Consider the following 14,173-nt stretch of genomic DNA (forward strand, 5'->3'; position numbering starts at 1 on the left):
TGTTACCTCCTAAGGTTTCTATTTTGTACTTTGGGATGTTAACTGTGCTTCATTTTGTCTTACTCTCACATCTACAGCGGCATGCTGCTCCTGATCAAAATAAGTACCTTCGAGCAGGCCAATCAGCGTTCCGGTAACTTTTACTTCTACATCATTGTCTCCTTCACGAAGAAGTGAGGTACTGCCCACCCAGCAGTAAGGAGACCAAGCACGAATCCCCAGCGATTGTCCATTAACTAGCACTTCGATTACATCTTGCAAACGAAAATCCGTAAATAACAGTTCAAACTGGTCGGAGCCCTGCTCTTCTACCGCCCTGCATTCAAAGGTCCGTTTTACACTTAGCGTCCCTGCATAATGCGGGAAACCTGCCATCGGTTCTGGTAGTAGGGTATCCATAGATTCAGGTAATGCTCCCAGTACAGGCATATCGTCCTCGTAGTAAACACCGAATGCGCCAGACAACATGAGCGGATCTACGATACCGTCATAGTCTTTGGTCACTTCCACGCAAACACGTATCTCATTCAGTCCTACCTTAAGGTATGGAGCAATCTCAGTCCCGATATTGGTATAATCCGTGATCCAGACAGGAGCGAAATCAGAAGCACTCAGCCGGTGCTGATTCACTTCGATTACGTAATTCCCCGAGATGGCGCTTCCATCAAAAAATAATAAGCAGTTCTCTTCTTTTCTATGACATATGAACGGAGACTTATAAACAGCATCTAGCGGATAAGCCACTTTGGCTTTCTTCGGTGTACCGAATACTTGATCAAATTGGAGAGGCAGGCTGCTTCCCGCTTCACCCGCAATCTGCTCAATGAACGTTTTAGCCTGTACTTCCAGGTCCTGAATATGTACCTGCCCGAGCGAATCAATTACGGTTAATGAAAAATCACCGATACGCAGTTTATTATCCTGCTCTGGAGTTACCGTCCACCCCCCTGCTACAGGAAGTTCGATTTGATATGGACTCGGTACTATTTTCGGTTCTCTATCCGTCATCACGTTTGCCGGGACAACGTCGAATAGGAAAATCACCGCTTCATAAGGAGCAAGTGTAACTTCCACTTCTTTATGGTCAGTGACAGACCGTCTTTCACTGGTTTCCCCTGTACGAAGTGATAAGTTCCGCACGTCCACTTGGATATTATCAATCTCCGCATTCGTACCTAATCTGCTAAGCAGTGCCTTCTTATCAATCTGCAACTTTCCTTGCAAGGTTTCTCCTTCCTGATTCGTCAGGAATAAAACAGCCTCATGCGCTGAGATCATGCGGAACTGCTGAAGGATATGCAGAGGGTCATTCTCTACCCTTAGTACGACAGCATCATCTAGCCATTCATCGAGCTGTGGTAGTAAATACTCTGAAATTTTCTGTTCCATAGCTCCATCTACAGGAAGAGAGTACACATTCTTCTTTTTGCAAAGTTTTTCCCAGTCCAAGACACCCGGAGATCCCGGTTCGACTGACTCAACTGGAAGGCACCCTGTTGTAATCACTTTTCCACCTGCGCTGACAAAAGCTTGAAGCTGATTCCAGGCAGCAGCCTCCAGATTCAGCATAGGGGGCAGAATCAACACCTCATAGGATGCTTCACCGATTTCGATGTTCCCCTCTTTAATCTGTGCTTCAGCAAGCAGTTCTGGATCAAGATGATCATAGTCACGGCGATATCGAAGCAGCAGATTTGATAGAATCAGCCAGTCTTCCTTGAGCTGATCAAGCTGTGCTTTTTCTTCTTCCTCTTCTCCGCCGTACGCAAATCCATGCAGTGGATTCCCCATCAGAGTCCAGAACGTGGTTGTTGGGTCAAGCAAAGCGATTCGAATATCTGCCTTCCCTTCACTCATTAGATAGCTAATGCGCCCTACATAATCTCCGAGCTCACGGAAATAAGGCCAATAGGGATTCTGTAAAAATTGGGACGGAGGTGCATCATGTTTTGCAAGCCCGCTGATCGTGTAGAAAAAAGCATGGAAATTATAAAAATTCGTGCCCATTGCAGCCATTCGGTCGATCATCCATTTTGCATCCTGTAAGGTCATGGACCAGCCTACGCTATGAAAGCATTCGATCATATTGCGCGGTCTGCCGAGCTGCCGAGCCAGGGAACTAACCATCTTCGGGTTATCTCGCATATTCAGTCCGTAGCGCTGTAGTATATATTCAAGCGAACGGCCTGTTTTTTCATGAGCAGAATCACCGCCTGGCAGATGACTGTACAGCTGTGTTGTCATTCGCAGGGATGGAACCTCAGCTGCATATTCGATTTGTGCCTGTTCACAGAAATCGTGCGCCTGCTTATGAACGGATTTTCGCAGCAGCAGATGAACGGATTGATAATAGTCATACCGAGTCTGTTTTGCCTTGGGTACATCACTTCGCAGTAAGGCAGGAAGCTGCTCGATAAGATCATAACCAGTTCTTTCTTTGAAAAAAGACGGCAGCTGCGGTGACCATGGAATTCGGCCAAGAGGTGCAATTTCGTCCGTAAACATCCCTTTAATCACGGTTCCGAAATCTTCTCCGAGTTCCTCCTGATACCGCTCATGCGTCAGTTCAATGAATCGTTTCATCGCCTTCTCATTAAGAGGATCTACAAAATTGCCGTAATATTTAAAATCATCGATCTCCTGCTCCATGAAAATAAAGATTTCATATTCTCCTTCAGGCACTTCCCATTCCAAACGAAACGCAGTTTCATAAGTGAAAAATCGCTTGCGATTATATGAAGTAAGTCCCGTTTCCTGATATACCTGCTGAAGCTGGATATTCCCGATCTGTTTTCGAAGTTCTATTGTTTGTTCCCACTCGTATGTCCCGTCCGCCCTAACCGGCACTGCTTTTGCATACAGAATCACCGCCCATGGCAAGGTCCATGACACATTATCGCCATGGCTCACCCTACCTGTGTGATGTATGAGTGCACGCTGTTTTGCTTCCGGCATTTCAAGGGTCACTTCTCCGCCAGCCATGCCGCTTGGATACGGATATTCGTCGTATAGCCAAACCTTCATCCCTTTTGCCTTCGCTTCCTTTACGGCAAACCGCACCTTATGAAACCAAGCCTGTGAGAGATAAGGGACGGTTAGTCCCTGTCTCGCACAGATAAAAAATCCGCCTACGCCCTGTTTTTCCATCTCAGAAATTTGGTGTCTGATCTGCTCATCATCCATCTCACCATTCCAGAACCAGAAAGGATGAGCACGATATTCATTTCCTGGATTCTGAAATGTCCCTATATTCCACATGCTGATAACCTCCCTGAAGCCTTTTATTTCTGCAGCTCGGCGTAAAGTGTATTCATCTCTTCTATATACTCTTTCCCTCCGTTTTTCTCCCACAAGGCAAAAGCGTCCTGCAACCCTTTTTCATCAATCTGACCCACGATAAACTTCGTACGCGCATCATTAATGATATTGTCAAGCTGCGGTCCTTTTTGTGCATAGACATCCGAGATCAGCGGTTCACCCGGGTTAGGAATAACGATGGATTCGTTTGCCTTTTGCACTTCAGCTACCTTCTTACGTATTTCTGTCTGCTCTACAGTGAGTCCCCGTGTCTCCGGAATAAACATGAGAATTTGGTTGGTTCCATTCAGATCTCTCATGGCAAGCTTATCTGTAGTAGGAACGATGTAATCATCCTTTTTCTCATAATGAGTGCCTTCGAGTCCATAAGACATCAGCATTTGCAGCTCCTCATCATTCAAACGGTCAAGGAAAGTAAGCACTTGTTTCAGCTCTTCCTCCGTTTTCACTGCACTTTTGGAGATAGCAATCATGCCAGCATATCCGGAAGTGGGAAGATCACGATGACCTTCAGGCCCTACCATAGCTTGCAAAACATCTACAGCATCTGTATGATTCGGGTCCTTCTCCAATATTTTTGATTCAATACGCTGCGCATTATCTGCTACATCGACCATGACTCCACCGTTGCCGTTGACCATCAGATCCGACATTTTGGTAGCATCCATTACAGCAAAATCTTTATTAATAAGGCCCTCACTATACAACTGGCGGAAGAACTTCAAAGCCTCCAGATATTGAGGTGTCTGATGCGCTGGGATCAGCTTTCCATCTTCTTCTCCCCAGCCATTTGGTGCACCAAACCACACCTGCATGATGTCCCATGGACCATTAAATTGACTCGCGATGAGCCCGTACGTATCCTTTTTCCCATTACCATCCGGGTCATTTTCTGTAAACGCCTTCATGACATTGTAAAATTCATCAATCGTAGTCGGTGCTTTTAGCTTAAGGGCATCCAGCCAGTCTTTCCGAATCGTAACCCCGTTTCTTCCAAGTGCCCGAGCCCGGTATATGCCATAGGTTTTCCCATCAATCGATGCATTGTTTAGTATGATCTCATTCGCACCTGATAGATTTTTATAATCTTTCAAATAGGGGCCGAGCTCCCAGAATGCACCACTGCGGGCCGCATTGATAAAGCTTGGCGATTTGCCGAGTACTACCATGAGACTAGGAAGCTTGCCTGATGCGAGTGTGATATTGAATTTATCATCATAGGAACTGCTTGGTACCCACTGAAACTCTACTTCTGTATCCGTAAGTTCTTCAAGTTTCTGTAGAACCGCGTTGTTATCCGCCGGCGTTTCTGCTTGGAAGTTTGGTACCATAATACTAATTTGATTTTTCGTTTCTGGACTTTTCTGACTTTCGGGTTCAGCTGTATTCTCTTTTCCCCCTGGTGAACAAGCGGCAAGCAAGGAAGTAATCAAGAACGCAGTACTCACCATTTTTACAGAATACGCTAACGTGCCTTTGGTTTTTTTCATGAACCTATACCCCCATATATGTTTAGTTTCTTGTTACCCCTTAATGGAACCAAGCAGGACCCCTTTTGCAAAATGCTTTTGCAAGAACGGATACACGATTAGAATAGGGATCGTACCAACCACGATTACCGCCATTTTAATGGACTGTTCAGGTGGCTGAACAAAGTTTTGATCAAGGTTAGCCATGTCTCCCACCGTACCTTGCGATAGAAGTACAATCTGCCTAAGCATGATCTGAAGCGGCCATTTCGCACTGTCTGTTAGATATAAAAGGGCCGAGAAAAAGTTATTCCAATGACCTACCGCGTAAAATAGAGCGAAGGTGGCAATGACAGGTTTTGATAATGGGAGTACAATTCGCCATAGCACGCCGATATCCGTACACCCATCGATTCGAGCCGCCTCCTCCAATCCTGCTGGAAGTTCTTGAAAAAAGTTTTTGACCACAATCAAGTTAAACGCGCCAATCGCCCCTGGTAGAATCAAAGCCCAGTAGCTATCGAGCAGACCGAGTCCACGAATGACGAGATAAGTTGGGATCATTCCTCCGCCAAATAACATGGAGAAGATAACTAAGTTCATCACTACATTTCGTCCCCAAAAGTCTTTGCGAGACAGGGGGTATGCCATCGTCAGCGTAAACAACAGATTGACAAAAGTTCCGGCAACCGTAATGAAAATGGAATTCCCAATACTTCTAAAAATGGTGGAAGATGAGAAGATATACTGATACGCACTAATCGAAAATTCCTTTGGTATCAGAAAGAAACTTCGGGCCGTAATCTCTGCTTCTGTGGCAAATGAATTACCAATGATGTAGAGAAACGGCAGTACTGTGACAAGTCCAAACAGACCCAAGAACACGTAGTTGAACGCATCAAACACACGCCCGCCTGGGGTATTAAACCGTTTGTTCATCTTGCGGACCCCCTACAAAAAATTTAGAATCGATGCAAGCTAACCAGCCTTGGACTAGTAGATACCGGAGTGCCCAAACTTTTTGGCCAGTTTGTTAGCTCCAAGAATCAGGACAATGCCGATTAAGGATTTAAATAATCCAACCGCAGTACTGTAGCTGAAAGCTCCCTGTGTGATACCGACTTGATACACATAGGTATCAAACACATCCGCTACATCACGGTTCAAGGAATTAGTCATTAGATAAATTTGCTCAAATCCGGTGTCCATAAAGTTACCCAAACGAAGAATCAGCAAAATAATAATCGTATTACGTATAGCAGGAAGGGTAATATGCCATATTCTTCGCATCCGTCCCGCCCCATCTACAATAGCAGCTTCATATTGTTCCATATCTACCCCTGCAAGTGCGGCCAGGAATATGATGGTTCCCCATCCTACTTCTTTCCACAACATTTGGATAATGATCAGAGGCCGGAAAGCATCTGGATTCGACAGCACGTCCACTGGCTTTCCCGTGACTTGGGCGATCAGTTCATACAGAACACCGCCATTTGGTGTAAGAAACACATACGTAATACTTGCGATAATAACCATGGATACAAAGTGAGGTACATAAACAAGCGTCTGAATCGTTCTTTTGAACCATGATTTCGTAACTTCATTAAGAAGTAAGGCGACTAGGATCGGCGCGGGAAAGAAGAAGATCAAATCATATACAGCAAGAATCAAAGTGTTTCGGAGCAGCCTGAAGAAGTCTGGATTCTGAAAGAAGGTAGTAAAGTTATCAAACCCTACCCACTGACTGTCACGAATTCCAAGAAAGGGTTGATAGTCCTGAAATGCAATGACGACCCCCCACATCGGTGCATATTTAAAGACAAGAAAATAAAGCAGTCCAGGGGCTAAGAGGACATAAAGCCACTTGTTTCGTTTTAATTGAGCCAGCCATCTTTTTCTTGCTTTTTGTTTCGCTTCAGCCTTGGTCATTCTATTCGGTGTATACGGCTGTAATGTTGCAGAATCCGGTGAACCACCAGGCAAATGTTGATTCATGAGCGATCTCCTTTCTTTGGCGAATGAAACCAGAATATTTTGTAAGCGTTAACATTTGATTAACTTTACTTTACAGACCGCTGTTCATTTCTGGCAACTGACCATTTTTGTATGTAGATGAAATCGCTCAAAAAGCCTGGTGGAACAAGGAAATTATGTCTTTTTTACTTTTTTGCTTTGTCTTTCATATCACTTTTTTGCACTCATTTCTTTTTTTGTATAGAAAGATCCGCCCCCTCCTTTAGCAGTGATTTGCATGGAGCAAGGCGGAAATTACACATCAAAAAGCAGCTGAATGGTGCATATAAAAATCAAATTAACGATTCCACTGTTCACGGTACTGCCCTGGGGTCAACCCTTCTTGTTTCTTGAAGATACGATTAAAGTAGCTGTGCTGATAACCTACCTGATCTGCGATTTCGTTAATTTTCAAATCGGTTTCTCGCAGTAAACGTTTTGCCATGTCCATACGCCGAAAGGTGACATAATCAATAAAATTGATTCCTGCAACTTGTTTAAAAGCTTTACTAAGTGCATAAGGAGTCATATCTTCCAGATCGGCACAAGCTTCAAGCGATATATCCGTCATATACTGCTGATCGATGCGTTCCATGGTGCGTTCAACTGCGGGTTTCAGCCCTGAGTGTGATCTTTCTTCCATAAAGGTAATAAAAGGAGTAATGACTTCAGATTTCAGCCAAGCTTCAATCTGCACTGGTTCCCTTAGCTGGGCAAGCTCATCATATAAATTACGGCCACTAAACAGTTCGTATGGAGGAATTCCAGACTGCAGCATCATATGCAGCATGCTTGCCAGCAGTTGAAGCATCATCTGCTGCAGCTGATAGATCGTACATTGACGCTGTGTGACTTGTTTTACAAAATCACGGAGCAGATCTCGTGCCTCTTCTTCTTTTCCCGTTCGAATGGCATGGATCAGATCTCGTTCAATAAGAAACGGATAACTCGATTGTTCTATATCGTGAGCGAGTGTCAAATGGTCCAAATCCAGAAGCTGGTTAAGTTCTTCAATGCTATGGAATGCTTCTGCTTGCTCAAGTTCCATAAATAGGGAGGGTAAATCACAAACAGAAGCCGTAGGTCTACCCACCATAATTGTCACATTCATTTTCATAATTTGGTTAATGACCACCATCAATTCTTCGGACCATTCAAGCACAGATGCCTTTAGTTTTTCTTCTTCACCGGTTAAAAGGATTGCAGCAGACAGATCGTGGAAATTCAGCACACTGACTTGCTCAAAACGCTGCTCTGCGAATTCCTCAATAATATTCACTACTGTCAAAGTAACAAGGCCTTTATCCTGCTCAAGAAAACGTCCACTCAGCTTGGAGTATCCTGTAAGTTGCAGTCTTACGAGTAAAAATTGCTGATCCTGCACCCGAAATCCAAGATCCTCTAGTCGCTGCCTTAGATCCGCTTCGGAATGAGCAGACAGATGTCCTTGAATGAGCTGCATGATATATCCATCCCGCAACTGCGGCAACTGAAGTTCAAGTCTTTTACGAACGGTACTTCGCTCCATCACAAGTTCATTCCACTGCGCTTCAAGCAGTTCGAATTCATCCACATTAACCGCAGGCGGAACAGGGTTGTTACCCGTTGATTCAGTAGAAAGCAATCTCAACAACCGTTCAATTGGTGTATAAATGCGGCGAGATACCAGCCAGGATAATAGGATCGCAAGAAGGAGTCCCGCCGTACTCATGAGTACAATCCCTTTGGACACCGATAACAAAGGGGCTGTTATGTCGGTAATCGGCGCTGCTGAAACATAGATCCAGTCCGAATCAATCCGATTCATTTTTCCATAGGAGACAGAGTAAGAGATCCCTTCAAACGTATATAGTAATGAACCCTTGTCTTGAGACAGGTCAACCTTTTGTCTAATTTCTTCATTTAACTGTCTAGAGGAACTGCCCTCATGGTCTCCACCGGACAAGAGAATATTTCCTTTTTGGTCCATTAAAAAAGTCGAACCTTGATCATAAGGGGTAAGCGTTTTCAGTAAGTTTGTCACTTTTTTGTTATCCAGCTTAACGATGAGGGCTCCGAACGGGCTGAGACTCCCCCCTGGAATTTTATGAACAAGGACTAAGCCTTCTCCTGGATCCGTCTGAAGCAAATGGGCTGAGTTGTCTTCAGTACCCTTTGTCCTCTGCTCCGACAGCGGCTGCCCTGGAATTCGATCTGTCCAGTAAATATGGCTCCCATCTTTAAGATACTCATTATAGGATTCAATCAGCGATAGATCAGTCAGCTCGCTATAAGAACGATTGAACAAGATCGGCTGAGGTTCATTCACGTACAGCTCTACTTTTTGGATAAGTGGATTAGAGCCTTGCAGTACGTATAATGTTTTCATAATATCTACTGTCTCTGTAAACTGATAGACATAATCCATTTCTTTCAATTCTTCCCCAAAACGGGGTTCAAACGCCCAATGAGATAAGCTGAGTTCCATATAACTGAACTGGTCGGCAAGATTCTCAGCCCGGTTCATAATCTGATTCTGATGGAGCCTGTTAAATTCTTTTTCCATCTGCCCGATTACAAGCCAGTACATCGTCATTCCTGTAATGAGCCCCGGAATACTTGCGATCAGCAAGATCGTAATTAAGCTTTTACGATAAAATCGTCCCTTGCGGGGACTTCCTTTTATAAAACCAAGCGGATTTAACTTCTTCTTACGAGCTGAATGAAGATGAGGAGTCATCGTTATGTTCACCTGCCTATTTCTCGAAGTCACAATGTAAGCATTTTTTAAGTTCTATAGGGTTTAACAAGACAATGAAATGGTTAATATATTGGTTTCGCCTCGTTTTACCCTTAATCCTGCAAAAATGGATTATTCTGTAGTCTAATCACTCCATATTTCGTATTCCTCGAAAAAGAGTGTAAAATAATAAGGAATCGTTGAAGACGTTATTTGAGGAGGATCTTTACACTATGAGTATTGATTACAAGGCTTATTTTGAAAACAATCGTGAACAACATCTGAATGAGTTACAAGAATGGTTATCCATTCCGAGTATCTCTGCCTTATCTGAACATAAAGGTGATGTCCATAAAGCAGCGGAGTGGCTTGCAGCTAAACTGACAGAAGCGGGCCTTGAGCACGTAGAAATCCATGAAACCAAAGGTCATCCTTTGATTACAGCAGATTATCTGCATGCGGAAGGGAAACCTACCGTTCTGGTCTATGGTCACTATGACGTACAGCCGGTTGATCCATTACATTTATGGGAGACACCTCCTTTTGAGCCTTCCATTCGTGACGGGAAATTGTATGCTCGCGGTGCAACCGACGATAAAGGACAATTGTTCTTGCATGTTAAGGCTGTTGAAGCGATTTTGAAACAAGAGAAGGAACTACCCGTTAATATCAAATTCTGTATTGAAGGTGAAGAAGAAGTATCCAGTCCAAACCTTCCGCTCTTCCTCGAAGAAAACAAGGAAAAGCTTGCAGCTGATGTCGTTCTCGTCTCAGACACATCCTTGCTTGCTCCCGGAAAACCAGCCATCTCTACAGGACTGCGTGGACTTTGTTCCCTTGAGCTTTCTTTGAATACAGCAAATACAGATCTGCATTCCGGTTCTTATGGAGGCGGCGTACCTAATGCCCTTCATGCGATGGTCGAATTACTGTCTACCTTGCATGATAAACAAGGACGAGTAAGTGTAGAAGGTTTCTATAATGGGGTACAAGAATTGTCTCCGGAAATGCGCGAAGAATTTGCTAAACAGCAATTTGACGAAGAGAAACTGAAACAAGATCTCGGTCTTGATGCGCTCTATGGCGAAGAAGGTTACTCTTTCGTGGAACGAATCGGTGCACGTCCAACGCTTGAACTTAACGGCGTATATGGCGGATTCCAAGGAGAAGGAACGAAGACGGTGATCCCTAAAGAGGCACACGCCAAGATTACTTGCCGGCTTGTTGCTGATCAAGATCCGCAAGTTTGCCTTGATGCAATCGAAGCACATCTGAATGCTCACACTCCTGTAGGAGCAAAACTAACCATCACTCCAAAAGAAAAAGCATTTGCATTTAATATCGATCCGTCTCATCCGATGCTGCAAAAAGCGGCAGATGCGTACGAAACCGTATATGGTACACGTGCACTGTTTACCAAAGATGGAGGCTCCATCCCTATCGTTGAAAAACTGTCCAGCACACTGAATGCACCTACGGTCATGATGGGCTTCGGCTTGCCAGATGAAAATCTGCATGCACCAAATGAGCATTTCAACTTGGAGAATTTTGATAAAGGTCTGCTGACCATTGTTGACTATTTGAAGCGTGTTTAAAAGTAAATAGAAAAAACTCAATTCGGGTGAAATCGAATTGAGTTCTTAGGAAGCAGGTTGGATCGAATCCAGCCTGCTTTTTATTTTAATTTCGAACCTTTAATCCATACGTCTGTAAGCTCTAGGGAAGAATCCAGCAGCAGGATATCGGCTTGTTTCCCCTGCTCAATTGTTCCTGTTACATCAAGAAGTCCGAGCAGGCTCGCCGGATTGTGACTTGCTGCCTGAGAAGCTTCTACTATACTCAGCCCCACTTCCTTAACTAGGAACTGAAACCCTCGAATCATGGTAAGCGTACTTCCTGCGAGTGTTATTCCATCTTCCAGGCGGGCTACGCCCTCTTTCACTACAACAGGCAAATCTCCTAATGTGTAATTACCATCGGGAAGACCCGTAGCTGACATGGCATCTGTAATGAGCACAAGCTTATGAATACTGCTTTTGAGCTGAGCAATGAGAGATACCGCAGCGGGGTGCACATGAATCCCATCGGCAATCACTTCCGCACTGATTCGGCGATCACTTAATACAGCCCCCGCCGTTCCTGGCTTCCGATGATGCAGTGGTGTCATCGCATTAAACGTATGAACTGCATGATGAAGTCCAGCTTCCACGGCAGCTTCCACCTCTTCATAAGTGGCATCTGTGTGCCCTAGAGCAGCAGTGATATGCTGTTTCCGCAGCCATTTAATCACTTCATGTGCCCCTTCTCGTTCAGGAGCAAGGGTAACTTGACGAATAAGACCTGGGTACATCTTTTCCCAGGAAATAAGCCAGTTCACATCAGGCAGAGAAATATGTTCTGGATTTTGTGCACCGGGCCATTTTGGACTAATAAAGGGACCTTCTAGATGAACTCCTGCCAGCTGTGCATAAGGCATCGGCTGCGCGCGATATTCATTCACTTCATGGAGAACTTTATCAATCCATTCTTTGGGAGCAGTCATTGTCGTTGCCAGCATGGTTGTTGTCCCTTGTGAAGCATGATACGAAGTAATCGTGTCTAGGATTTCTTTTGAGGAATCCATAAAATCTTCGCCGCCGCCGCCGTGAACATGAATATCTATAAAACCAGGAACAATGTATCCGTCATTTCCCTGGATCACTTCTCCTTGTTCATCAGACCATCTCTGAGGAATATCAGAAGCAGGACCTGCGTAAACGATTTTATCATTTTGTATAATTACTGCGCCTTGTTCTAGAACTTCATCTTTCATCACTACATTTCCATAAATGGTGGTCAAGCTGTTTTCGTGATTTACCATATTACATGAACCTCCCAGCTCCGCGATCCAGTAGAACAGTCACATTTGGATGGCATTGCAAAAGAGAGGCTGGACATTCCGTCGTAATTGGACCTGTCAGTGCGGTGCGAATGATCTCAGCTTTATCCTCGCCACGGGCTATAAGCACAATTTGCTTCGCCTTGAGAATAGAGGCAACCCCCATCGTCATTGCTTGTTTAGGCACATCATCAATGGATGGGAAGAAACGTGCGTTTGCCTTCAGCGTCTCTTCTTTTAAATCCACAACGTGAGTACTGCCAGTTAGACTCACTCCTGGTTCATTAAATCCAATATGTCCGTTATGTCCAATACCGAGTAGCTGAAGATCCACCGGTCCATGGTCGTTCAAGAGTTGCTCGTAATGTGCACATTCCGCATCTAGATCCGGTGCATTACCATCGGGTACATGTGTATTTTCAAGTTTAATATCGACATGATTGAACAATTTCTCATTCATAAAACTACGATAGCTCTCCGGGTGATTTACAGGCAATCCAACATACTCATCCAAATTAAAAGAAGAAGCGCTCGCAAAACTTACAAGTCCGCGGTTATACATATCGATTAGTTCGTTATAAATTCCAACAGGAGAACTCCCTGTGGCAAGACCGAGCACTGCTTTTGGTTTACTCTGTAAAAGTGATGCGATAAGTTCTGCTCCGGTTGTGTTAAGCTCTTTTTCTTGATCAAAAGTTCTAATATTCATCTTATTTATCCCCCATTCCGTAATTTCACACGTTGTACTTGCTCATAAGAGCCATCCAGTCTTGGAACAAATCGTTCAAAATCCTGACTGACCATGCCTGTAAATAAAATATCAATCACATGCAGTAATGCGATACGCGAAGCCATATCTCCTCGGCGCATCCCTTGTTCGAGTGAGGAAGTAAACAAGGGAATATCAGCGACAGATGCAAGGGTGTTGTGTCCATACGAAGTAAGAGATATCGTGCTTGCTCCGTGTTCTTTCGCACAAACGAGCGCATCAATCGTGTCCTGCGTCTCACCTGAATAGGAAACCGCAAAAGCAACATCCTCAGCACCCAGGGATGAAGCAGATGTTACCTGCATATGTCCGTCGGAAAACGCCGTACAGGAAACACCAATTCGAATTAATTTCTGATAGAAGTCCTGCGTCACGATCGATGAAGTAGCAACTCCGTACAGATCTACCCGTCTTGCTCGGCAAAGCAGATGTATCGATTTCTCAAGCCGTTCCATATCAAGCAGTCTTGTGGTGTCCGTAATCGATGCTAAATGATTCGCTTCAATGGCTTCTACAATCGTAGTAAGCGAATTTCCTGCAACGATATCTTGATACACCTCATTACCCGAATGTTGAAAAGATTCTGCTGCAAGCTTCATTTTGAAATCTGGGAATCCTCGAAAATGTCTGGATTTACAGAACCGAGTCACCGTTGCCGGGCTGGTTCCGCTTCTTTCGGCTAGTTCCTTAATAGATAACCGCGTGATCACAGAGGGTGATTCTAAAATGACCTCGGCAATTCTTCTCTCTTGAGGAGGAAGTTGCTCCATTTCTTGGAGTAACGCATGTAAGATCGCTGCCATAGGATGAATCCACCTCGGTATGAAAATTATTTTAATGATTTTTATATTAAATTAAGAAAATTATTTTTACTACCATCCCATCATAATCCATTATAGACAGTGAAATCAACCAGGTTTTGGGTTATATCAGTAACATGTTCCACCAAAAAATGGATTAGCCCAAAATTTTGCACAAACCGAACCATTCTAGGTGACTTTACATAA

General features: G+C 44.2%; 9 protein-coding genes. 1 reads left to right on the forward strand and 8 read right to left on the reverse strand.

Translation table 11 applies throughout. The features are described 5' to 3' along the window. Nucleotides 1-18 precede the first annotated feature (18 nt). From PV403_RS15270 to PV403_RS15290, 5 genes are all read right to left on the reverse strand, one after another. A complete protein-coding gene (locus PV403_RS15270) occupies nt 19-3,258 on the reverse strand; it encodes a glycosyl hydrolase (RefSeq protein WP_332085181.1) in 3,240 nt (1,079 codons plus the stop codon). Nucleotides 3,259-3,281: 23 nt separating this feature from the next. Beyond that, a complete protein-coding gene (locus PV403_RS15275; RefSeq protein ID WP_332085182.1) occupies nt 3,282-4,808 on the reverse strand; it encodes an extracellular solute-binding protein in 1,527 nt (508 codons plus the stop codon). Between the two features lie 33 nt (nt 4,809-4,841). Further along, the gene (locus PV403_RS15280) at nt 4,842-5,726 is read right to left on the reverse strand and encodes a carbohydrate ABC transporter permease (RefSeq protein ID WP_213535226.1); all 885 of its coding nucleotides are present in this window, start codon (nt 5,724-5,726) and stop codon (nt 4,842-4,844) included. Nucleotides 5,727-5,780: 54 nt separating this feature from the next. After that, complete coding sequence (locus PV403_RS15285) at nt 5,781-6,716, reverse strand: ABC transporter permease (protein ID WP_332085269.1); 936 nt, start codon at nt 6,714-6,716, stop codon at nt 5,781-5,783. A gap of 382 nt (nt 6,717-7,098) precedes the next feature. Then, nucleotides 7,099-9,519, reverse strand: coding sequence for an AraC family transcriptional regulator (locus PV403_RS15290; protein WP_332085183.1), 2,421 nt, complete (start codon nt 9,517-9,519; stop codon nt 7,099-7,101). A 239-nt stretch (nt 9,520-9,758) separates the two neighbouring features. Here PV403_RS15290 and PV403_RS15295 point away from each other — a divergent pair, with 239 nt between their 5' ends. Further along, complete coding sequence (locus PV403_RS15295) at nt 9,759-11,114, forward strand: dipeptidase (RefSeq protein ID WP_332085270.1); 1,356 nt, start codon at nt 9,759-9,761, stop codon at nt 11,112-11,114. A gap of 80 nt (nt 11,115-11,194) precedes the next feature. Here PV403_RS15295 and nagA read toward each other — a convergent pair whose 3' ends face one another. From nagA to PV403_RS15310, 3 genes are read right to left on the reverse strand one after another with little or no spacing between them, the layout of a single operon-like run. Continuing rightward, nucleotides 11,195-12,379 carry an N-acetylglucosamine-6-phosphate deacetylase gene (gene nagA, locus PV403_RS15300; RefSeq protein ID WP_332085184.1) on the reverse strand — a complete coding sequence of 395 codons (1,185 nt, stop codon included), beginning with the start codon at nt 12,377-12,379 and terminating at the stop codon, nt 11,195-11,197. 1 nt (nt 12,380) lies between these two features. Further along, a complete protein-coding gene (nagB, locus tag PV403_RS15305) occupies nt 12,381-13,106 on the reverse strand; it encodes a glucosamine-6-phosphate deaminase (RefSeq protein ID WP_332085185.1) in 726 nt (241 codons plus the stop codon). A 5-nt stretch (nt 13,107-13,111) separates the two neighbouring features. After that, nucleotides 13,112-13,969, reverse strand: a complete 858-nt coding sequence (locus PV403_RS15310) for a MurR/RpiR family transcriptional regulator (RefSeq protein WP_332085186.1) — start codon at nt 13,967-13,969, stop codon at nt 13,112-13,114. Nucleotides 13,970-14,173 lie beyond the last annotated feature (204 nt).

This window comes from Paenibacillus sp. GYB006, from assembly GCF_036577645.1.
GTDB lineage: Bacteria > Bacillota > Bacilli > Paenibacillales > Paenibacillaceae > Paenibacillus.